Here is a 22159-nt window from a genome sequence, read left to right on the forward strand (position 1 = left end):
ACGGTCCGATGGACGAACAGCCCATACCCCCGCGCCAGGAGGAGGCCACAGGCGGTGCCCCCAGGACGGTCGGGTCGCGCTACCAGCTGCAGCGCGAGATTGGCCGGGGTGGCATGTCGGTCGTGTGGCTGGCGCTGGACACCACCCTGGGCAAGCAGTGGGCGGTCAAGGAGATCCGGCTCTCCTCGGATCCGGCCGAGCGTAGGGTCGTGGAGGCGAGCCTGGTCGCAGAGGCCAACCTCATCAAGCGCCTGGACCACGCGGCCATCCCGCGCATCGTCGACCTGGTGGACGAGGGCGGCGAGCTCTACGTGGTCATGGACTACGTGGACGGCCGCACGCTCGAGTCCGTGATGGGCATGGGCCCGCAGGACGAGGACGACGTGGTCGCGTGGGCCGTGCAGCTATGCGACGTCCTGGACTACCTGCACCAGCAGAGCCCGCCCGTCATCTACTGCGACATGAAGCCCTCCAACGTCATGCTGCGCCCGGACGGCACCGTGCGCCTCATCGACTTTGGCATCGCGCGCGAGCAGGGCACCGTGCACGGCGGCGAGGAGGACGGCCATCGCCACCTGGGCACCCACGGCTATGCCGCCCCGGAGCAGCGCGCGGGCGCGCCGCTCGACGGCCGTGCGGACGTCTATGGGTTGGGGGCCACCATGTACGCCCTGCTCACGGGCAGACGACCGCCCGACGACCCCGCCGACGCGGCACCCCTCAGACAGGTCGTGCCCGAGCTCTCGCACGGCATCGAGTCCATCGTGGCACGTGCGATGGCGGCCAACCCAAACGACCGCTACTCCGGCGCCGCGGAGTTCGCCTATGTGCTGGAGAACTACACGACGCACGACGAGGCACAGCAGCGGGGGCTGCGTCGCAAGTGGCGCGCGTTCACCGGTGCCCTCATAGGGGCGGCCGCGTGCCTGGTCGTGGGCCTCGTGCTCATCGCCGTGCGCTGGAACCTGCTCAACTCCGACTTCGACTATTGGATGGGGCTGGGAGACCAGTCGGTCGACCAGGAGACGGCGTCGGCGGCCTACGTGCACGCGGCGGGCATCCTGCCCGCGGACCTCCGTCCCTATAGGGGGCTCTTCAGGCTCTATCGCTCCGACGGCGTGTTCTCCACGACCGAGGAGCAGCAGTTCGAGCAGACGATAGCCCCCAACATGGACGCGCTGAGGTCGGATGGCCAGGCCTGGGCGGAGCTCTCGTTCGAGACGGGCAAGCTCTACTGGTACTACTACGGGGACGCGGGCTACGGCACCTCCGCCGGCTCGAGCTATCCGCGCATGCGCGCCGCCTCCCGGTGGATGCACAGCGCCGCGGAGGTGGAGGGCTTCTATGGCGCCCCGATGGCCGAGGCCTATGCCGACATGGCCGACTTCGCCTGCGACGTGGTGCCGCGTATGGGCGAGGGGGATGACGCCGGCGCCTACGCGCCGTACTTCGCGCGCCTGCAGACCCTGCTGGACGAGATGGCGGACAGCGACAACAACGTGATGCGCCTGGATGCCGCCGCGCTCGCCCAGGACGCGCTCAGGACGTACGCGCGCAAGTTCCGTGCGGACGGCATCTCGCAGGAGGACATGCTGGCGCTCGAGGCGTCGGCGCAGGGCATCGCGGACGGCGTCTCCACCACCACGGACCAGCAGGACGAGGAGCTGCGGCGGCTGAGGGCCAACGCCGACGCGACGAGGCAGGCGATCGAGGACGCCTTCGTGGACGTGGGGGAGGAGGACAGCCAGTGATGACGGCAAACCTTCTGGGGACGATCTCGACGGTGCTGCTGGTGCTTGCGGTGCTGCTGGTGATCGCCGCCGCGCTCATGTTCTTCGCGTTCGACATCCGGGCGGTGCGCGACGAGCTCACCGGCAGGACGGCCGAGCGCGCGATCGCCACCATGCGCGCGGAGTCGTGGGCGCTCAGGCGCAGCCGCGAGCGGTCGGCCCGGGCGCTCACGGCGGATGGGCCCGACGCGCCCGAGGGCGAGGGCAGCGGGAGCCTGCACCTGCGGAAGGTGAGGTCCCAGAGGTCGCAGGACACGTCTGCGGGGGACGAGGCGGGCACCACGCTGCTCTCGGATGCCGGGACCGGCTCGGACTCCGACGAGACCGACACCACGCTGCTTTCCGCTGACGCGTCGGATGCGGACGAGACGGGAACCACGCTGCTTGCCAACGGCGACGAGACGAACGCCGACGAGACGGGGGCGACCCTGCTTGCCGATGAGGGAGCGAACGCCGACGAGGCCGGCACCACGCTCCTTTCCGCCGACGCCCCCGCCTCCGCCGACGAGGCGGGCACCACGCTGCTGCCCGACCAACCTTCGCATGAGGAGGGCGCGCAATGACGCCGAGCCTACCATCCCTGCGCAGAGGGGCACTTGTCGCCCTGCTCGCCCTGGCAGTGTCCGTTGCGGTGCCGGCGCTCCCGGCGCATGCGGATGAGGTCGACACGCCGGGTGGCAATGCGGATCCCGTCGTCGTGGCGGCGCCGGCGCTGACGGCCCAGGCCACCATCACGAAGGTGGGCTCGCAGGACCCGGCCGAGCTCTCCACGCTGAGCTATGACGGCGAGACCGTCGCGGTGGCCCAGGGCAACTACGTGGACGTGCGCCTGACCCTATCGGGCGGCGGGGCAGCCGAAGGTGCCTCCGCCGCGTCGTTCTCCTGGACCTACAAGGATCACGACGCGCAGTTCAAGGGCACCGACACGCTGACGGCCGATGTGGAGGACCGGGGCAACGGCATCTACCGCATCACGTTTGCGGAGGGCGTGGTCGTCGACCTTGCGAGCATCTCCCTCAAGGCGGGTGACACGCCCATCCCAGTCACCATCGCCTTTGCCGACGGCCTTCCCGCGCCGGTGCCGAATGCCATAGCCACCACGCCCGCCAACCCCGCCTCGAAGCCGAGCGTGCAGTTGTCAGGGAATGAGTGGCAGAACGGTTCCAAGCTCGGCGACATCTCGTTCACCATGACGTCGACGGATCCGCTCTTCAGGCTCTTCCTCTTGGCGGGGGACACGAGCCGTGCGGAGTATCCCACGCCGAGCGTGAAGGCGCCGGACGCGCCGGACGGCACGGAGCTGACGAATCACGGTGAGCCGACGTATGATAAGAATACCGGCACCTGGTCCGTCTCGTGGACGCTCGCTCCTCCAAACGGTGCGTCCGATGCGGCTCCCGAGGGCAAATACCAGGTGAGCGTCGACCCAGGCTCCTACTACGGGGCGCAGGGGGCCCACAACCTGGGCCTTGTGGTGGACCACACGCCACCCGACATTGCGCCGGCGGACGGCTGGAGCCTCCCCGCCGCACAGGGAAACCTGGTTCGCGTCGACAATGGGTACGAGGTGCGCCTCAAGGTGACCGATACAGGTGACGCTCCCTCGGGCGTCGTTGCGTCCACTGTGAAGATGACGGTCAAGCGAACTGATGACAACAGCGAGTACAAGCCTGGGGTGCGAGTAGATCACGACGTGTACGTGTTTACCTTCTCGGACACGGGTGTGTACGACATCCTGAAGGCCGAGGTGTCCGCTTATGACCGTGCAGGCAATCCAGCGACTCCGGTGCATCTGGGCGACCTCCTCAAGAATCAGCCGAACCCACCATCTGATGGTCTACAGCTGCTGGTAATGAGCGAGGACTACCATCCAAGTGATGGTGAATCGCTCACGATACGTGATGCGAGTGGTGCTGACACGAACTATCATCGCGGCAATGTGACGGCGACGGCGAAGGTACATGCGCCCTTTGCCCACTATGCAAACATATCCGAGCTGCACGGCACGCTCATGGCTACGGTTGTCTATGCGGATGGTACTCGGAAAGACAATGTGGCGTTGCAAGAGGATGTGACGCTGAAGCCGTCGAAATCGGATAACCGGTGGTTTGACTTCGACACTGCTCTCACTCTTGAAGAGGGCCACTACACCAACGTCCGGCTCGAGTACAAGGATGGGTTCTTCAACACAACGCGTACGCTGCGCGCAGACGACTTCTATGTGGACCGCACCGCGCCGACCGTGGGCAACGTGCAGGTCAGCCCCCAGCCTACCGTGATGTGGGGTCATGCCTTCACGCCGGGCGCGACCACCATCCACATGGAGGCCACGGACGCCGTCTCGGGCGTCGACTGGGACAGCCTTGCGCTGACGGCGTCCGACGGCACCCCCATCGAGGGTGTGCAGGTGGAGCGTGACGCGGGAGGCTCCGGCTTCACCATCACGCTGGCAAGCGACGGTCAGACCCTCGACCTCACCTCCACGCGCCTGCATCTGAGGGACCTGGCGGGCAACCCCCTCGTGGACCCCGACGACCCGAACACCGAGGGCCTGCTGCTCTCGGGGCTCATGACGGGCGACGGCAAGCCCCTCGCCAAGGACACCACGGACATCGTGGTGGACACCACGGCACCTGTGGTCTCCGTCTTGTATGACAACAACGACGCCCGTGGGAGCTACTACAACAAGGCGCGCACGGTCACCATCACGGTCGTGGAGGGGAGCTTCTCCTACATCCGCGACAATGACGCGGAGCGCGCGATCGCCACCATCGGCGTGGACGGCACCACGCACGACGTGACGGCCAGGCAGTTCGAGAACCCCTCGGGCGACGGCGTCACCTGGGTGTACACGGAGGAGCTCTCGCAGGACGGCGACTGGACGGTGGACGTCTCGCTCACCGACCCCGTGGGCTACGCCTCCAACGAGGTGCACGACGCCTTCACCATCGACACCCTCGCCCCCATGATCACGGTGGAGTTCGACAACAACGACGCCCGCAGCGGCATGTACTTCAACCGTCCGCGCACGGCCACGGTCACGGTGCGCGAGCGCAACTTCGACCCCTCGCTCATGGGCGTCTCCGCCTCGGCCAAGGACGCCTCCGGCAACGCCGCGGACGCCCCGGAGGCCAGCGGCTGGAGCGCCACGGGCGAGGAGGACACCTGGTCGTGCACGGTTCACTTTGGGGGCGAGCTCCACTACGGCCTGTCCGTCTCGGCGGCGGACCCCGCGGGCAACCAGGCGGAGGCCTACGAGGTGCCAGAGTTCGTGATCGACATGACGCCGCCCCAGGCCTCCATCGAGCACGTCGAGAACAAGACCGCCTATGCCGGCGAGATCGCCCCATCCCTGAGCATGAGCGACACCAACCTCTCCATCGGGAACTCCAAGTACAGCCTCACGGGTGCCCACTCCGGCAAGGTGGACTACATGCGCGGCATGGAGACCTCCTACTCCGACACCAGCGAGTCGGTGACCTATGCGGACTTCGAGCACAAGGTCGAGCGGGACGACGTCTACACGCTCGCCGTCCACGCGGAGGACCTCGCGGGCAACGCCTCGGACGTGACGCGCGTGTTCTCGGTCAACCGCTACGGCTCCAACTACCTCTACTCCGATGCCACGGCGGGCATCCTGGGCGCGTACCTCAGGATTCCCCAGGATGTGGTGATCACCGAGATCAACGTGTCGGGCCTCGACGACGATGGGACGCACGTGGAGCTGGCGCACGACAGCGAGGTCACGGACCTCATGGAGGGCGCATCCTACACCACCGAGACGGCGGATGACAGCGGCTGGAGCAAGACCACCTACACCATCCCCGCCTCCAACTTCTCGCAGGACGGCTACTACCGCGTGATGATGACGTCGCATGACAAGGCCGGCAACCTGGCCCAGAACACCATGGGCAACAAGGACGCCACCCGCGAGCATGCGGCCGAGGTCAACTTCGCGGTGGACACCACGGCACCAACCGTGGGCTTTGCCGGCGCCAAGACCGGGGGCGTCTACTTTGGGGCCAGCCACGACGCGCTCCCCCTGGCGGGCGACAACCTGGCGCTCGACCGCGTGACGCTGCAGGTGGACGATGGCGAGCCCGAGGAGCTCTCGCCCGACGAGTTCGCCGGGGGACCCGCCTCGCTCCCGATCCCCGCCGACGCGAAGCTCCACACCCTCACGATCGCGGCCTACGACAAGGCGGGCAACGTGCACTCCACCACCCTCGGCTCCGTTGCCGTCGCGCCCAACTGGGTGGAGTACCTCAAGGCGAACCCCAACCTGCTGTTCGCGTTCGTCGCGTTCGTCGTCATGGCCCTGGGCCTTGCGGCCATGGGCATCGTGCTGGGTGTGAGGCATCACCGGGCCACGGAGGGGCTGCGCAACCCCTTTGGCCACTAAACTTGGTCGTCCCCCGCGCGAGCGGGTGTCGATATACCGTCAAGCGTGCCTGCGGGCACACGAGAGAAAGGAACGGCAATGGCAGGACAGATTAGGATCACGCCAGATCAGATGCGCGACCGTGCGACCCAGTATCGCACCGAGGCCAGCAACGTGGGCGATGTGATCCAGCACATGGACTCGCTCCTGCAGGCCCTGCAGGAGGAGTGGGAAGGCAGCGCCGCCCAGGCTTACTCCAGCCGCTTCCAGGAGCTGCGTCCCGGCTTCGTGAAGGCCCAGGACCTCATCACGGAGATCGCGCAGTCGCTCGACGCGACCGCGCAGTCGCTGGAGGAGACCGACTCCAACATCGCCGCGCAGTTCCGCGGCTAGGTTCAGACCGGGGTCTGGATAGCGTGATCCCGGTGCCGGGGGCGGCGCCCGCCCCCGGCACGTCGCACGTCGCTTCACAGCGAGGAAGGTTTGCCCCATGTCGACACTTGCAGAGCTTGAGGCACGTGAGGCAGCTTGCAGGGACGAGATCGACCGTCTCACGAAGCGGCTCGAAGACCTCTATGAGGGGCGGGAGGACGTCTCGGTCCTCTCCCGCCGGTTCCAGGAGGAGATGCAGCGCAGGTACCGGGTTGCCAGCAGCGCGGCCAGCCTCTCGGGCCTCCGGATGGGAGCGCGCTACGCGGAGATGGCCACCGGCCTGCTCACGCACGAGCTTGGGCCCGCAGGGGATGACGCGCTTGCCAGCCTGGACGACAAGATCGCACGTCAGGCAGACCGCACGGAGGAGGATCTGCGGCGAGCGCGCGCCCTTCTGAGGGGCATTCGGGCGGACATGGAGCAGGAGCGGCTGCGGCTGCGTCGCGAGGAGGCCGAGCGGCGAGCCCAAGAGGTCCGTACGCAGGGCACGTCGCTGTGGTGAGAGGATGATGACCGTGGGATTTCAGGTGTATGACCAAGAGCTTGCGGATGTGGTGTCCAGCCTCACGAAGCGTGCTCACACCCTGTGCGAGGCGGCGGAGACGTACATCGAGACGTTGGACATCCTCGTGGCGACGGGCATCCAGTCCGCAAACTTCTCGGATGCCATCGCGGATGTGCCTCCACAGGTCATTGCCGCGGTCGCCTCCATGAAGGAGGCGCTGGGCGGCTTGCCCTCGCAGGTGAACTCGTTCATAGAGGGCCTCGATGCGGCCGATGCCGACTTCGACTGAGGAGGGCAGACATGGCAGCCAGCGGACAGATTACCGTCACCTACCAGAACGTGGATGAGGTCATTGCCAGGCTTGCGATCCTCGAGAGCGACTGCAAGCAGGGGACGGGCGTGCCGGAGGTCTCGAGCACGGGCGAGGGTGCGGCCGCGCTTGTGGCGCTCGGCGGCAGCCTCGATGCCTGTGCCAAGGCGCTGGGCAGCGTCATCTCCCGCACGCGCTCGAGGCTCCAGGAGGCCAAGGCCGACTACCAGGATGCCGACTTCGCTGCGGCAAGCCGGATGGAGGCAATCGCACGCGGGCAGGATCCCGACGCCCCTTCGAACGTGCCCAAACCGGAGGATGCGATATCGCCTCGCATACGGGAAGGTGGGGCCAATGGGAACCAGTAGGGGACGCATGGGCAGGGCCGCCGCGGCCTGCCTGGTGGCGGCGGCGTGCGCGGCCGGGACGACGGCGTGCTCGAGCCCCGAGCAGGGTAACCCGGCCGAGCAGCCCACACGTGTCGCGGACCTCAGGCCCGACCTCTCGAGCGACGAGGTCACGGATCGCGACCTCGCCATGGCGGAACAGCTCGGGGCGCCCGACGACATCATCTCGTCCCTCAAGGAGGGGACGTGGCCCTCGTCCATCTCGCGGAAGAACGTCCGCTATGCCGAGGCGGCGGAGGACTACCTCCGCCTGCGCTATGGCACCTCCTTCGCGGCCTACGATTGCTTCATCTCCACCTGGATCATCCAGGACTACAACGTCATCAACCTCCGGGCGACGGAGGGGGAGCACGAGGGGGAGAGCTGCCGCGTGGAGATCTGGGACGCGGATGACCCCCGCTGGCGGGACGACTGGCTGCCCAGGATCGTCGGGCCGGAATGGGAGTCCATGGTCGCCGCTGCCGCCCAGCCCGTCCTGGAGGGGCTACCCGAGGGGACGTGGACGAGCTCGGTGCACATCTCGACGGCGACGACGGTATCGTCTCGAGTCGAGGGGACGACGGTTGCCGAGGTGGGCAATGGGGTGTACGGGTCCATCTCCGTCTCGGTCGTAGAGTCCTGCCCGTTGAGTGACGAGCAGCTTGAGCAGCTCCTGAACGACTTGACTTCCGTTGAGGAGGAAACGGGACTTAACGTGGGCATCTACGTTGATCGGGTGGTGAACCCACCCGAGGGCCAGGCGTTTGACGAGGCGTACGTCTCTGGTCTCTCTGGGGAGGGAGGCTTCCTTTGGTCTCGGCATAAGGAAGTGAACAAGAATGAGCATCCCTATCCATAGGGGCATCCGTGTCCGCTTGGACGACTTGCATGTGCCAGGAATTGATTGGGGGAAGTGAGAAGCATGTCGCTGCGTCCAGATGAGCTTGCCCAGCTCAGTACCCTGATATACCAGTCTGAGTTCCAGAATGCATGCGCACGTGCGCTCGATGGGGCCGGCAATAGACCGGTGACCCTTGGCGACGTCGTCGCGTCCATGCCTGCGGACGGTGGGGACGAGTGGACGACCCCTGACGGCTACGATGCCCTGAGGCAGGCCGTCTCCTCTGACTCGCGTCTGTCCGACCTCACGGTGTGCGACTTCACGTCGCCCGGTGTTCCCGTGGAAGGCAGGACCACGCAGACGAGCCACTGCATGGCCCTCACCGATGGCGACGGGACGCTCTACGTGGTCTATAGGGGTACGGATGGCGAGCACGGGGAGTGGCGCGACGACTTCGAGGGCCTCAACGAGGCGGACACGGATTCCCAGCGACGTGCCGAGGCCTACCTTGACGAGATGCTGGCGCTGTATGGTGGCCAGCATGTCGTTGTGACGGGACATTCCAAGGGCGGCAACAAGGCGCAGTACGTTACCGTGGTGGACGGCCGCGTGGACGAGTGCTACTCCTTTGACGGCCAGGGCTTTGGCAACCCGTTCCTCAGGAAGTACGAGGAGCGCATCGCTGCCGTACGGGGCAGGATCCATGCCTACAACCAGGAGGGCGACTATGTGAGTGCCCTCATGGCGCCCATTGCTGGGGACACGCACTACACCAACGGCGGCTCCCAGGCCCAGGGCATCACGGGACTCCTCCAGACGCTGCTGCGCGGGGACGGCAACTTCCAGCTATCCAACCATGCGCCCCTCAACCTCTTCTCCTCGGACACAGACCTGTCGCTCGACCTCACGGGCACGCGGACCGACTACTCCCGCACCATCAACGACTTCACGACATGGGTGTCCGAGAACGTCCCTGCCGACATGCAGGCCCTGGTCATCGAGTTCCTGAGCGACTGCGCCGAGGGCAGGCAGTCCGAGGCGCTGGACGATCCCGAGAAGGTTGCCGCGCTCATGGCGGTCCTCACGAGGTACCCAGGAACGCAGCGCCTGCTTGAGCAGCTGGCTGGAACCGACGGCGCCAATGACGGGGCGCTTGCCTCGAGCGGCGTCGGCACGGGCGTCAACGCCGCTGCCGCCGTGCTGGTTCGACTGGGATGCGACTCTGGCATCATCGCGACAATTGTGTCTGCCAGCAATGGTGCGGGCGCGTCGCCGGCGGGCGCCACGGGTGGCGGCGGGGAGTGGGCCCGCGCGTACGCCTCGGCCTACGCAACGGACTGCGCGAGGATAGATGCCCACGTTGCCGCGGGGGAGCAGGCGACCACCATCCAGGTGAGGCAGTCGCTCGTGCGCGACTGGAGCGACGAGTACAAGGAGAAGCTGCTCTCCATCGTCCAGGAGGTCGATGAGGAGGAGGTCTGGGACCCAACCCACTGGGACGTCTGGTACCGGATCGAGTCGCTGGGCGGTGGCCTCACAGCGGAGAACTGCCAGAGCGACATCGACGGCTACCTTCGCAAGCAGATCGACATGAACGGCGTGAACGCCCAGAAGATCGAGGAGGCGTTCCAGAAGGCCGCGGAGCTGGATGGTACCATGGGGACGAACGCATCTGCCATCGCCGAGGACCTGGATGGTGCCACCGAGGCGCTTGGCCAGATCCTCGGGGAAGGAGCCCAGTGAGCGTGGCAGCGACCCTGGCGGATCCCTGGTGGACCGTCGTCATGGTGGCGGGCGGCAGGCGCTTCGCCTGCACGCTCGACGCATCGGACAAGGCGGAGCGCTACCTCTCGGCCACGGGCGAGACCGTGCGCGAGAGTGCCCTCGCGCGCCTCTCGGCGGCGGAGGGCGGCGTGCGGCTGACCCCGCTGGGCTCGTCGACGCTGCTTCTGGAGGACGGCTCCGAGGCGGAGGAGCTGCTGCTTTCGGCGGGCAGCGCCACGGCCACGGCCACGCTCACGGACGCCCGCACGGGCGAGGCGTGCATCGTCTACCTGCGCTCGTGCGACCCGGGTGCGCGCCGCTTCCACAAGATGGCGCTCACGGGGGACTGCGAGCTGCTCATAGGCGGCGACGAGGGGTGCCAGCTGCGCTACGCCTCCCGCTGGGTCTCGCAACGCCACGCGGAGCTCAGGTGCCGCTCGGGCGTCTTTACCGTGCGCGACCTGGGCAGCACCAACGGCACCTTCGTGAACGGCGCGCTGCTGGCCGGCGGCGCCTCGCGGCAGCTGGCGCCGGGCGACGTGGTCCAGGTGCTCGACCTGTGCGTGCAGGTGGGGCGGGGCTTCCTCTCGCTCAACGCGCCCCAGGGGCTCACGGAGGCCCTGGAGGGGCTGGCCGTCCCCATACGCCACGCGGAGCTGGTGCGGCGCGCTCCGGAGGCGACCCCCGCCGACCGCATCCCCGCGCAGCGGGAGTTCTGGCCCGCGCCACGCGTGGTGCGCTCTGTGCAGCGGCGCGCCTACAACGTGGAGGAGCCCCCGGCCGTGCACAAGCCGGACGACTCCCCGGCCATCATGAAGATGGGCCCCTCCTTCCTGATGGGCCTGGCGTCCATCTTCATGGCGGCCAGCGCCGTGTCGCGCATCATGGGCGGCGCGGACGTGCTCTCATCGGCACCCTCCATCGCCATGTGCGTCTCCATGATGGGCGGCATGGTGCTGTGGCCCCTCATCGCCCGCCGCTACGAGCGGCGCAAGGCGGTGCGCGAGGAGGCGCACCGGCGCTCGGCCTACTCCGACTACCTCGCCGCGCTGGAGCGCACCTTCATCAAGGACGGGCGGGAGCAGTCCGCGATCCTGCGGGAGAATCGCGTGGACGCGCGCACGTGCCTGGGCTGGGTCCACGGCCGCGATGAGCGCCTCATGGGCCGCGGCTCGCGCGACGCGGACTTCATGCAGCTGCGCGTGGGCACGGGCACCCTGCCCCTGGAGGCGGACTTCCGCTGGCCCGAGATGCGCTTCTCGCTGGACGCGGATGACCTGGTGGAGATGGCGCGCCGGCTCTCCGACCGCCCGCCGATGCTGGAGGACGTGCCCGTGGCGGTGGACCTCCTGGAGGATCGCACGCTGGGCGTGGCGGGCGACCCCGCCAGCCGCTGGGCGCTCGCGCGCTCGCTCGTGCTGCAGGCCGCGGCGCTCTACGCCCCCACGGACGTGCGCATCGCCGCCATCGTGGGCGAGGGCGAGCGCGACGAGTGGGGCTTCCTCGCGCAGCTGCCGCACACCCTCTCCGCCGACGGCCGCATGCGCCTGGTGGCCACGGACGCCGCTGGCGTGCGCGAGCTGGGCGCGCTGCTCGCCCGCGAGGCCGCCGGCAGGCGCGGCGGTGCCGAGGGCGGCCGCTGCCTGCTCCTGTGCTCCGACCGCGGCCTCTGGGAGGCCTCCGACGTGGTGGCGGACCTGCTTGAGGCCGAGAAGGACCTCGGCGTCTCCCTGGTGTTCCTGGCGCCGGACGTGGCGGGGCTGCCCTCCGAGACCGTGCGCGTGGCGGAGGTGGGGCCCCGGGAGGGCAGGCTCTACGCGCGCGAGGACGCCTCCTCCACGCTCGTGGACCTCGCCATGGACGCGCCGGTCACGCCCGCCGAGGCGGCGCGGGCCGCCTCGGCGCTGGCCCGCGTGGGCCTGGGCGCCGGCGACGCCGCCTTCGCCCTGCCGTCCTCCCTGGGCTTCCTGGAGATGCTCGGCGTGCGCGACGCGGCCGACCTCTCCGTGGGGGCCCGCTGGGAGCGGGCCGACGCCTCGAGGAGCCTGGCCGCCCCCTTCGGCGTGGACGCGCGCGGCATGCCCGCGGTGCTGGACCCCCACGAGGCCTTCGACGGCCCCCACGGGCTGGTGGCCGGCACCACCGGCTCGGGCAAGAGCGAGCTGCTCGTGAGCTGGATCCTCTCCACCTGCGTGGCCTTCCCGCCCGAGCAGGCCTCCTTCGTGCTGGTGGACTACAAGGGCGGCGGCCTGGCCGACGCCTTCTCGCGGGAGGGCGCGGGGCTGCCGCACCTGGCGGGCACCGTCACCAACCTGGACGGGGCGTCGGTGGCCAGGAGCCTGGCCTCCATCCGCGCCGAGCTCGTGCGCCGCCAGCGGATGCTCGCCGGGGCCAAGCGCGCGACGGGCGACGCCGCCATGGACGTCTCCTCCTACCAGCGCCACTGGGCGGCCGGCGACGTGGCCGAGCCCATGCCCCACCTCTTCGTGGTGGCCGACGAGTTCGCCGAGCTCAGGCAGCAGGAGCCCGAGTTCCTGGACGCCCTGGTGTCGGCCGCGCGCATCGGGCGCTCGCTGGGCGTGCACCTGGTGCTGGCCACGCAGCGCCCCACGGGCGTGGTCACCGACCAGATCCAGGCCAACTCCCGCTTCCGCGCGTGCCTGCGGGTGGCCGACGCCGCCGACTCCAAGGAGATGGTGAGGCGCCCGGACGCCGCGGCGCTGGAGGGCGCCGGCAGGCTCATCCTGCTCGTGGGCTACGACGAGCGGCTGCTCCAGGCCCAGGCCGCCTGGGCGGGCGGCCCCTACGACCCCGCCGGCGCCGGCGGCGACCGCGCCGTGGAGGCCGCCGGCTCCCCGGGAGCCCCGGTGGCCGCGCTCCAGCCGCCGGCCCCCGCCGGCGCGCGGGCCGCCGCCGGCCTGACCGAGCTCGACGCCGTGCTGGGCGAGCTGCGCCGCGCCGCGGGCGGCAGGGCCGCCCGCAGGCTCTGGCTCGACCCCCTGGAGCCGCACCCCACGGTGGAGGCCCTCAGGTCCCGCTACCCGAACGCCCGCTCCGGCGACGCCCCCTGGGAGCTCGACCCCCTCGTGGGCGAGCTCGACGACCCGGCCCGCCAGGAGAAGCGTGCCCTCACGCTGCCGCTCTCCCGGGAGGGCAACGTGGCCATCTATGGCCACGCCTCGTCAGGCAAGGAGGACCTTGCCGTCTCCCTGCTGTGGAACATGTTGGACGTCGATCCGGACGAGGCGTGTGCGTACGTCGTTGACGCGGGTGCCGGCGCGCTGCTCGCGTTCGGCGGCGCCCCGCAGGTGCCCGACGCCATGCCCGCCAATGATGCGGAAAGGGTCTCCAACCTCTTCAAGTACCTGCGAAAGACCATGTCGGACCGGCGCGCCGCGCTCGGGAGGGGCTATGCGGGGCTGGACGACTACAATGCGCAGCACGAAGGCGCCGATCGGATGTACTCCATCGCGGTCGTGCTCAACGGGGTTGCGGAGCTCTTCGAGCTCGTCCCGAGCGTCGAGGACCGGCTCGACTCGCTCATGCGCGAGGGGCCACGCTACGGGATACATTTCGTACTGCTCGCGGACACCCAGCGCGACGTGCGTTTCCGCATGCGGGCAAACGTGGGCCAGTCCCTCGTGATGGCGCTTGCCGATGAGTCCGACTACCTTGCGATACTCGGCAGCATCCGTGGCGCTGCCCTTCCGGAGGGCAATGGCCGGGGACTCGTGCGGCAGGGTGACGACCTCTACATGTTCCAGTGTGCCTATGCCTGTGGGGAGGGCGTGCCCGTTCAGGCGGCGATCTCCGAACGCGTTGCGGATGAGATTGACAGGTGGGGCTCCACTGCGACAAGGCGGGTTCCCACCCTTCCCGAAGTGCTCACGCCGTCCCTCCTCCCACGGGGCGACTATGGCAGCGGACTGCCGGTGGGCATCATGGGTGATGACTTCATGCCCGTAGTCCTTGGGAGAAGCAGAGAGCATGCCAACCTCGTGTGTGCGACTCAGGCGTTTCAGTGCATCCCGTTCATGCAGGCGTGCGCGGCGGTTGCCCACGAGCGCGGGTGGGATGTCGTCATCGTCGACCCGGCCGGCATCTTGGGCGCCGTTCCATGGTGGGCGGTTTCCAGTCCCGCCGCCATGACGCTCGGCTCGCATGAGGGAGATGGCGGGAAGCGCCTCGTGCTGGTACCGGATGCCCGTAGTGCCTTTGATGGGCCGGCCGAGGCCCAGCTGGCCTCGGCCGTGTGCGATGGCGGGCGCGGGGACATGCTGCTGCTTGCGGCAGCATCCGCCTCTGACCTGAATGCTATACAGGCGCATCAGTGGGGTCAGCGCCTGATGTTCCGCAATGGCGTGATATGGCTTGGGACGGGGCTGGCAAGCGCCTATGCGCTTCAGGTGGTCACACCGGCCTCTCAGCTGAGGGAGAACATGGGCGAGGGTGGGGGTTGCTACATACGCGACGCCCAGGCGAGGCCGTCGAAGTTCGTGGCCGTCTCCGATGATGATTGGGGCCCATAGGAGGGGACATACCGGCGAGAACGCCACACGGGGCAGGGGCGTGAGGCGATAGAGGGAAACGAGTGGAATGGAGACTTGTATGGCGGATGGAACGATCGCCCAAAATGGGCAGGCACAGCAGCACGCGCAGGCAATGAAGTCATCCTGGTCGGCGCCCACGGTGGATAGCGTGGGCGATGACAACACGCAGGCCGAGGCGGGGGTCACCTCCACGGCGCAGCAGGTCTTCTCCATTGCCGGCAAGGCGTTCGAGGGGCTCTCGGCGGATGCGGACAATCTGGAGGCCGCCGGCAACGCGATCAGCCAAGCCGACCAGAACAGTGCGGAGAACTTCTGATGGAAGGGAGCTACGAGAGGGAGGTGGACGCGCTGCGCGGCGATCTGCGTCGCATCGATGCAGAGATGGATGCCGCGCATGCCGGGATTGTTGCGATGCGGGCGAGGCATGAGGACGAGGACGCATCGATCGCCCGGCGTGGCTTGCTCATAGAGGAGATGGGTGCGAGGATACCCTGCGACCCATGGTTCAGGATGTCGCACGCCTGCCTTGAGGAGCTGCACCGCGATGCGTGCGTGAAGCTCGAGCGAGCCCATGAGGCGGAAGCCGAGAGGGGGCGCGCAAGGATCTCCCTACTTGACGCCCGCTACGACGGGATAGCCGCTCGCATGAGAGCGCTTGTGAACGATACCACCCATACGCAAGACTGAGGAGACTGACGTGGGAATCGAGATTAGGCCGAACGCCGTCATGGGACAGATAGACGGCAAGGACAAGGGCATAGGCGACCTGTGCGAGGAGGCCAAGTCGCGTGTCGAGGCCATTAACGGACTCGTTGGGGACGACGGACTCTCGGGGGCCGGGTATGCGGCGGCCAAGAAGCGCTTTGCGGCATACGCGTCGGTGCTGACGGCGCTGAGCACGGCCGCCGCACGAGTCTCGCAGATCGACACGCAGGTCTCCGGGGCGCTCTCGGGCTTCTTCGGGGGCGTGGACAAGGTGAGCGAGGACGAGTGGAAGCAGAAGCAGGACGCCGCGAACTCCGCCATCGAAAAGCTCGACTCCGACCACAGCCAGGCCGCGAGCTCCGACGAGGGATGCTCTGACGAGCAGGAGGCCTCCTACAAGTCGGACAGGGCCGAGCAGGAGCAGGCCGCCAGCGAGGCGGGCGCGATGCTCTCGCGCATCTACCAGTACTGCGAGCAGACGAACGGCATCTATGGGGACGTCGACCTCTCCGACCTCATCGACACGGCCCAGAAAGCCATGGGAGCGATCTCGGCCGCAGGCTGGAACTCCGAGACCAACAGCTGGGGCGAGCTCGATGACAGTACGTTTGCCGACCTTGACAAGAAGACGGCCAAGGTTGCCGAGACCATCGCCAACAGCGCGTCCGATGGGCAGCAGGGCAGCGACGAGAACACGGAGTATGGCGGCGACCCCGTGAGCCTTGTCAACGGGAACTTCACGTGGGCGAGAGGGTACTTCCTCTACGGTGGCAGGCCCGCGCTTACGCTCACCTACAACTCCCTTAGACGCGAGGCAGGCGCGCTGGGGCCCGGCTGGCGCCACAGCCTGGAGGCGTCACTCGAGGATGGGCCGGACGGCATCACCGTCACCTGGGGGGATGGCTCGACCGAGAGGTTCGTCGCCATCTCCGAGGGGGTCTGGTCCGAGTCGCGCGGCCGGGACGAGTACATGTCCCGCTTCGGCAAGGGGTGGAGGCTCGAGGACCGTCGTGGGGAGCAGTGGTACTTCGACGAGCATGGTGGGCTCGGTTCCATCGTCGACGCGTTCGGGAGGGCGACGACGCTCGAGCGAGATCCTGAGGGGAGGGTCCGTCGGGCCATCGTGCGCGAGCTGACCCTGTCGTTCTCGTATGGTGACGAAGGCAGGCTCGAGTCCGTCTCCGATGACACGGGACGCTCCGTCTCCCTCTCCTACGACGCGGGCGGCATGCTTGCGGGCATCGTGGACGAGACCGGAGCAGCGATCGCCTTCTCCAACGAGGGGGATCTGCTGGCGGAGCTCCGCGACGAGGAGGGACGCCTCATCTGCTCGAACGCCTATGACCAGGACGGGCGGGTGCTCTCCCAGCTGCTGCCGGGGGGCGAGGTCTCCTACCGCTGGGACGGGGACACCGTCGAGGTCACCGAGCGCGACGGCTCGGTGACGCTCCATCGCAGCGACTCCGCGGGACGCAGTACGCTCAGCGTCAACGAGCTCGGCCTCGCAAGGGCGCGCTCCTACGACGCGCGCGACTACCTGACGGGGCTGAGGGCGCCCAGCGGGGCGTCCTGGTCGTGGTCGCGCGACCGCTCCGGCAGGGCGACCTCCCTGCGCGACCCCACCGGCCGCGAGGCCCGTACGATGTGGGACGACGGCATGCTTCCGAGGAGCGTCGAGGTGGACGGGAACGTGACCCTCCGCTCCACGTCCGATGAACGGGGACTGCCCGTGCAGGTCTCCGATGGCTCGGGATCGACGATGGGGCTGCGGTGGGACGCCATGCGCAGGCTCGTGCGCGTCACGTTCGCCGACGGCTCGTCGCAGTCGTGGGACTACGCCGGCTCCTCGAGGCTGCCCGCGCGCTTCGTGGACGAAGGGGGGCACGTCACCCGATACGAGTGGGATGCCTGGGGCAACCTGGCGTCCGTGACGAGACCCAATGGTTCGACGGAGCGCTGGCGGTGGGACGCCCGCTGCCGTCTCATGGCGCACGAACCTCTGGGCGGGGGGACCGAGACGTGGGAGCGCGACGCCTCCGGCAGGGCGGTCGCGCACACGGACGCCCTCGGGCAGAGGACGTGCGCGCGACGCGACGCCGCGGGCAGGGTCAGTTCCGAGACGGAACCGGACGGCTCCGAGGTGCGGTGGGAGTACGGCCCCCGCGGGGAGCTCCTCTCCCTCACCTGGCCGGACGGGGGTAAGACGAGCTTCGGCTACGACGCGGCGATGCGCCTCGCCGCCCTCACGCTGCCAAGTGGCGAGAGGACGGGGCTGAGCCTCGATGCTGACGACAACATCGTCGGCATCGAGGGGCCTGCCGGCACGAACGCCTACACATGGGACGCGGCGGGACGACTCACCTCGGCCCAGGGGCCCCGCGATGGGGAGGAGCGCTCGTATGACGCGCAGGGCAGGCTCTCCGAGAGGAGGTTCGCGGACGGCTCGAGCGTCCGGTACGAGTACGACGCGGCAGGGCGCCAGGCGCGCCTCATCGTGAATGATGACTACACTATCGACTTTGCGTACGACGGGCGCGGCAGGCTCGTCTCCCGGGAGGACTCGCTCGGGCGCGGGTACCGCTGGCGGCTGGACGCGGCGGGCAACAGGGTGTCCGAGGACGGCATCGACGGCGAGCTGCGCTTCTCCTATGGGACGGACGGCACGTTCTCGGCCGTCACGGACGCGGCGGGCAACAGGACGGCGAGCGTCCTGGACCCCGCGGGCGAGGCCGCCGAGGTGCTGAGGCCCGGCAATGCGGGCCCCGCCAGGTACGTGCGCGACTCCCTCGGGCGCATCACGTCGATCGAGGACCCCACGGGGCGCGTGTCCCGCTTCGAGTACGACGCGGCGGGCAACGTCTGTCGCAGGGACGACGGCGGCGTCGTGCACGAGTGGGCGTACGACGCCATGGGGCGCGCGGTGGCCGACCGTGGCCCCGCCGGGGAGCACCGCTACGCCTACGATGGGGCGGGCAACCTCGTGGAGGCCGCCGACGGGAGCGGCACCTCGCGCATCGAGGTCGATGCCGCCGGGCGGCCCACGGCCGTGAGGCACCCGGACGGTGTGCACCTCGGGTGGGCGTACGATGAGCGCGGCAACAGGGCCTTGCTCGACGTGGATGGCACGGAGATTCGCTACCACCACGACGGCCTCGGTCGCCTCGCGCGCGTGGAGGCCGGCGGCGGCTGGGTGGAGCTCGACTACGACGAGCGCGGCAACCTGTCGCGCCGCCGCTGGTCGGACGGCTCGTCGCAGTCCATCGCGCTCGACCCGGCGGGCCGCCTGGCGTCGATGGAGCTGGTGGATGCCGCCGGGCACCGCGACTCCCTGTCGTACGAGTGGGACGGCCGCGACGACCTGGTGGCGCTCGTCGCCGAGCGTTGGGGTGCCCCCGGGCAGTCCGGCCGCTTCGAGCTCTCCTACGACGCCGCAGGTCGTCTCACGTCCGTCTCGCGCGACGGCGAGGAGCTGGAGCGCTACGCCTACGACGGCCGCGGCAACAGGGTCTCCTCGCCCGGCGCCTCGTATGTCTACGACGCCGCCGACAGGCTCGTGGAGCTGCGCGGCGAGGGCGGGACGACGTGCTACGCCTACGACGGGGCGGGCTGCCTCGCGTCCGTCGAGGGGCCGGCCGGCGCGTCCCTGCTCTCGCTGGATGATGCGGGCGCGCCGCTCTCGACGGAGTGGGCCGGCGGCGGCCGCCGCCGGCACCTGCGCGACCCGCTCGGCCGCCCGCGCGGCGTCGAAGGGCTCTCGGCGGACCTGCACGACCCGTCGGTGCCCCTCCACTCGCTCGTGCGCAGGCGCACGGGGGCGGGGGAGCGCGTCTACCTGCAGACGCCGGCCGGCTGCGTCGGCGCCGTCGACCCCGCCGGCGGCGCCCTCGAGCCGGTCATGTGCGACCTGCTCGGCCAGGCGCTGCGCGTCTGCCGCGGCGGGGAGTTCGGCGCCGCGCTGGGCTCGATGCCCTTCGGCGTGCCGTTGGCGTCCGACCCGCTCGTGCCCTTCGGCGCGTTCGGCTACGTGGCCGACCCGGCCACGGGCCTGCTCGCCTCGCCCACGCGCCTCTACGACCCCGGCCTCGGGCGCTTCCTGTCGCCCGACCCCGTGGGAGGAGCGCCCGACAGGCCCCACACGCTCAACCGCTACGCCTACTCCGCGTCCAACCCCACGCGCTACTTTGACCCAACGGGAGGGTTCATAAACCTGGCGGCTGGTGCTGCCTTTGCTGTAGGTGGAGCCTTGGTGAACGGAGCAATCGAGCTTGGTAGAGAAACGCTGATCGAGCATAAGTCCCCGGACTGGGGGAAGGTGGGAGGAAAGGCGCTGGAGGGAGTTGCCATTGGTGGTGTCGCCGGCCTCACCTGCGGGGCGTCCCTCGGCGTGAGTGTCGCCGCAAACTTTGGGGCAGGGGTCTTGACCGATGTTGCTGACCAGGCCTTGGTCGAGGGCACCGCGCAGGGGCGCTCACCTTACGAGATTACTGCACATGCCTTAATAGCAGGTGGTACGAATGCCCTTTCTAACGGGCCGGCTCTTCCTGTTGACAAGTGGCTCTCGGCTCCTGTGAGTGAGACGTTGACTAACAAGATTGTAGGCGAGGAAGTCTTCAAGGATATCGACAAGGATCTTGTGATGAGCGCGACGACACGGGGGCAGTGGCGCGACCTCCTTGGCTATGGCACCCTAGAAGAGGCCCTCTCATTCATCTCGTCTGGGGGGATGTCATTAGCGGCAGACCAGACTGGCATGACGTCCAAACTTGCCAATGGGCTAGCCGTCCTCTCCAATTGGCTTGAGCGCTATTCGAGGTACGCAGTAGTGGCGTGCGCCCAAGGGGGTCGGTAGCGTGGACTACCCAATCCTCTCGCGCGTCGTTGGAGCGCTGGTTACCGTTGCGCTAATGGTTCTGCTCTTTCGTCGCATGGGGAAGCAGTCCCAGGAGAGGCGCGCCGCTTTGCCGGTGGAGGGTGCCGTTTCCTGCGGCCTTCCTCCTGCGCTCTGGAGGTTCTTCCTCGTGGCCGCCCTCATCCTGCTTGCCCTCGTCGGCATGCTCGGCTTCATCGGGCCCGCGCTCACAGGTGGTGACCCCCTTGACCAGCTGCCCGCCAAGCTCGGCTTCCTCGCGGCGGCCGCCCTCTCCGCCCTCGCGAGCGCGCACTACCGCACGTGGCGCCTCACGGCCGACGGGGAGGGCCTGCACCTCAGGCGCCTGCTGCTGCCGAGCCTCGACGTCCCCTGGGGAAGGCTCGACTCGTTCGCGTTCTCGAACGACGGCCAGGGGGCCTACATCGTCTCTGACGGGAGAAAACGTGCCTCGTTCCCCGTGGTGTACCTGGCGTATGGAGATGGCTCGGCTCGACTTGGCGAGGTGGTGCGCTCTCATGGGGTCCCTACGGAATTGGAGCGCGACCTGCCGGAGGGGGTGCCGGGCCCGCACGGGCTCGAGCGTCGGCAGTCCTTCGACGACCGGATGAGGGCGCTTCCCGTGTGGGAGCAGCTCCTCCTCGCGCTGGCGTTCATCCTCGTGTTCTCTGTTGTATTCTTTCTGATCGTCGTGCTGCTCATGGGGTAGGCGCTATCGGCGAGGACATCTCCGTGGTCTCCGGGACGGAGCGAGGATGGGCGCCCTGGGGCGGCTCCGGGGGTTGCCGAGTGGCAAAGGCGAGGCGGCTCGCCTCATGACCAAGGAAGGACGGACGACATGGCATGCAGATGCTCTGACATCGGGAACGTCAACGCGGACCTTAACACGCTCGCGCGGGCCGAGGGGAGGCTCGCCGGGCTCGACACCGCCGCCTCGGGCATAGAGGGGGCGACGAGGAGCCTCGCGAGCGCGGTCGGCACGGCCGTGGAGGTCTCCGTGGCGAGCGTCACGAGCGACCTCTACTCCAAGGGCGTGCGCGACGCGCGGAGCAAGATCGCGTCCGACATCCGCGCCAAGCGGGCGGACCTGCAGTCCACGCTCAAGGCGTACCAGGAGGAGGACAGGGCCTACCACGCCGAGCAGGACAGGAAGGAAGCGGAGGAGCGGCAGAGGGAGCAGGAAGCGAGCAGCAAGTAGCTTGTCCTGCATCCCGGCAGTCGGGGAAGCGGAGGATCGGATATGGCGGGAAAGACGATAGTGGTCGACCACGGGGCCCTGAGCGCGGCCTCGCACAAGCTGGGCACGCTGGCGGATGGCATGGACGGCCAGGCCACGTCCCTGAGCGACGCCTCGAGCGCGCTGCTCGGCGCGTGGGAGGGGGACGGCCGCGGCGTCTTCTCGGCCGCCTCGGGAACCCTCGTGAGGTTCACGCAGGCGGCCGCGCGGATCCTCAGGGCGGAGTCGGGGTCGATCGCAAAGTCGAACGAGACGTACAAAGAGGCGGACGACAAGGCGGCAAGCTCCATGGAGTCCGAGTAGCCGCGCAGCTCGGGCGGAGGCGAGAGGCCCACGCCGGCGGAGCAGGAACCAGCCCAGGGAACGGTCACCACGAAGCGCAAGGAGACGT

16 protein-coding genes are annotated in these 22159 nt (G+C 68.8%); all 16 read left to right on the forward strand.

The window, feature by feature from the left end; translation table 11 throughout:
* Positions 1-8: 8 nt before the first annotated feature.
* Positions 9-1751 (forward strand): serine/threonine-protein kinase, encoded by a 1743-nt coding sequence (locus J2S71_RS04175; protein ID WP_307388959.1) that lies wholly within the window; start codon positions 9-11, stop codon positions 1749-1751.
* On the forward strand, positions 1751-2353 hold the full coding sequence (locus J2S71_RS04180) for a hypothetical protein (RefSeq protein ID WP_307388961.1): 603 nt from the start codon (positions 1751-1753) through the stop codon (positions 2351-2353). Before J2S71_RS04175 ends, J2S71_RS04180 begins: the two co-directional genes overlap by 1 nt.
* Positions 2350-6192, forward strand: coding sequence for a hypothetical protein (locus tag J2S71_RS04185; protein WP_307388963.1), 3843 nt, complete (start codon positions 2350-2352; stop codon positions 6190-6192). Before J2S71_RS04180 ends, J2S71_RS04185 begins: the two co-directional genes overlap by 4 nt.
* 78 nt (positions 6193-6270) lie before the next feature.
* The gene (locus tag J2S71_RS04190; RefSeq protein ID WP_021725634.1) at positions 6271-6564 is read left to right on the forward strand and encodes a WXG100 family type VII secretion target; all 294 of its coding nucleotides are present in this window, start codon (positions 6271-6273) and stop codon (positions 6562-6564) included.
* A 97-nt stretch (positions 6565-6661) separates the two neighbouring features.
* Positions 6662-7105 (forward strand): hypothetical protein, encoded by a 444-nt coding sequence (locus tag J2S71_RS04195; protein ID WP_307388965.1) that lies wholly within the window; start codon positions 6662-6664, stop codon positions 7103-7105.
* 13 nt (positions 7106-7118) lie between these two features.
* Positions 7119-7397 (forward strand): hypothetical protein, encoded by a 279-nt coding sequence (locus tag J2S71_RS04200; protein ID WP_307388966.1) that lies wholly within the window; start codon positions 7119-7121, stop codon positions 7395-7397.
* Positions 7398-7408: 11 nt separating this feature from the next.
* Complete coding sequence (locus J2S71_RS04205) at positions 7409-7786, forward strand: hypothetical protein (protein ID WP_307388968.1); 378 nt, start codon at positions 7409-7411, stop codon at positions 7784-7786.
* Positions 7773-8663 (forward strand): hypothetical protein, encoded by an 891-nt coding sequence (locus J2S71_RS04210; protein WP_307388969.1) that lies wholly within the window; start codon positions 7773-7775, stop codon positions 8661-8663. The genes J2S71_RS04205 and J2S71_RS04210 overlap by 14 nt, the downstream gene beginning before the upstream one ends.
* Positions 8664-8726: 63 nt before the next feature.
* The gene (locus tag J2S71_RS04215) at positions 8727-10388 is read left to right on the forward strand and encodes an Mbeg1-like protein (protein ID WP_307388970.1); all 1662 of its coding nucleotides are present in this window, start codon (positions 8727-8729) and stop codon (positions 10386-10388) included.
* A gap of 2 nt (positions 10389-10390) precedes the next feature.
* Positions 10391-14938 carry a type VII secretion EssC family protein gene (locus tag J2S71_RS04220; protein WP_307388971.1) on the forward strand — a complete coding sequence of 1516 codons (4548 nt, stop codon included), beginning with the start codon at positions 10391-10393 and terminating at the stop codon, positions 14936-14938.
* A gap of 79 nt (positions 14939-15017) precedes the next feature.
* Complete coding sequence (locus J2S71_RS04225; protein WP_021725369.1) at positions 15018-15275, forward strand: hypothetical protein; 258 nt, start codon at positions 15018-15020, stop codon at positions 15273-15275.
* Positions 15275-15646: a hypothetical protein gene (locus J2S71_RS04230; RefSeq protein WP_307388974.1), complete on the forward strand. Its 372-nt coding sequence runs from the start codon at positions 15275-15277 to the stop codon at positions 15644-15646. The genes J2S71_RS04225 and J2S71_RS04230 overlap by 1 nt, the downstream gene beginning before the upstream one ends.
* A gap of 10 nt (positions 15647-15656) precedes the next feature.
* On the forward strand, positions 15657-20513 hold the full coding sequence (locus tag J2S71_RS04235; protein WP_307388976.1) for an RHS repeat-associated core domain-containing protein: 4857 nt from the start codon (positions 15657-15659) through the stop codon (positions 20511-20513).
* Position 20514: 1 nt separating this feature from the next.
* Positions 20515-21240 (forward strand): hypothetical protein, encoded by a 726-nt coding sequence (locus tag J2S71_RS04240; RefSeq protein ID WP_307388978.1) that lies wholly within the window; start codon positions 20515-20517, stop codon positions 21238-21240.
* A gap of 129 nt (positions 21241-21369) precedes the next feature.
* Positions 21370-21729: a hypothetical protein gene (locus J2S71_RS04245; RefSeq protein ID WP_307388980.1), complete on the forward strand. Its 360-nt coding sequence runs from the start codon at positions 21370-21372 to the stop codon at positions 21727-21729.
* Positions 21730-21771: 42 nt separating this feature from the next.
* The gene (locus tag J2S71_RS04250) at positions 21772-22071 is read left to right on the forward strand and encodes a WXG100 family type VII secretion target (RefSeq protein ID WP_307388982.1); all 300 of its coding nucleotides are present in this window, start codon (positions 21772-21774) and stop codon (positions 22069-22071) included.
* Positions 22072-22159: the final 88 nt, after the last annotated feature.

The sequence above is a fragment of the Olsenella profusa DSM 13989 genome (assembly GCF_030811115.1).
Classification (GTDB): domain Bacteria; phylum Actinomycetota; class Coriobacteriia; order Coriobacteriales; family Atopobiaceae; genus Olsenella_F; species Olsenella_F profusa.

Excerpts from the sequence above, each read along its gene's own strand:
- J2S71_RS04230 (WP_307388974.1), top strand. The coding sequence starts at position 15,275 with ATGGAAGGGAGCTACGAGAGGGAGGTGGACGCGCTGCGCGGCGATCTG.
- J2S71_RS04215 (WP_307388970.1), top strand. The coding sequence starts at position 8,727 with ATGTCGCTGCGTCCAGATGAGCTTGCCCAGCTCAGTACCCTGATATAC.
- J2S71_RS04205 (WP_307388968.1), top strand. The coding sequence starts at position 7,409 with ATGGCAGCCAGCGGACAGATTACCGTCACCTACCAGAACGTGGATGAG.
- J2S71_RS04210 (WP_307388969.1), top strand. The coding sequence starts at position 7,773 with ATGGGAACCAGTAGGGGACGCATGGGCAGGGCCGCCGCGGCCTGCCTG.
- J2S71_RS04250 (WP_307388982.1), top strand. The coding sequence starts at position 21,772 with ATGGCGGGAAAGACGATAGTGGTCGACCACGGGGCCCTGAGCGCGGCC.
- J2S71_RS04185 (WP_307388963.1), top strand. The coding sequence starts at position 2,350 with ATGACGCCGAGCCTACCATCCCTGCGCAGAGGGGCACTTGTCGCCCTG.
- J2S71_RS04190 (WP_021725634.1), top strand. The coding sequence starts at position 6,271 with ATGGCAGGACAGATTAGGATCACGCCAGATCAGATGCGCGACCGTGCG.
- J2S71_RS04245 (WP_307388980.1), top strand. The coding sequence starts at position 21,370 with ATGGCATGCAGATGCTCTGACATCGGGAACGTCAACGCGGACCTTAAC.
- J2S71_RS04180 (WP_307388961.1), top strand. The coding sequence starts at position 1,751 with ATGACGGCAAACCTTCTGGGGACGATCTCGACGGTGCTGCTGGTGCTT.
- J2S71_RS04175 (WP_307388959.1), top strand. The coding sequence starts at position 9 with ATGGACGAACAGCCCATACCCCCGCGCCAGGAGGAGGCCACAGGCGGT.
- J2S71_RS04195 (WP_307388965.1), top strand. The coding sequence starts at position 6,662 with ATGTCGACACTTGCAGAGCTTGAGGCACGTGAGGCAGCTTGCAGGGAC.
- J2S71_RS04225 (WP_021725369.1), top strand. The coding sequence starts at position 15,018 with ATGGCGGATGGAACGATCGCCCAAAATGGGCAGGCACAGCAGCACGCG.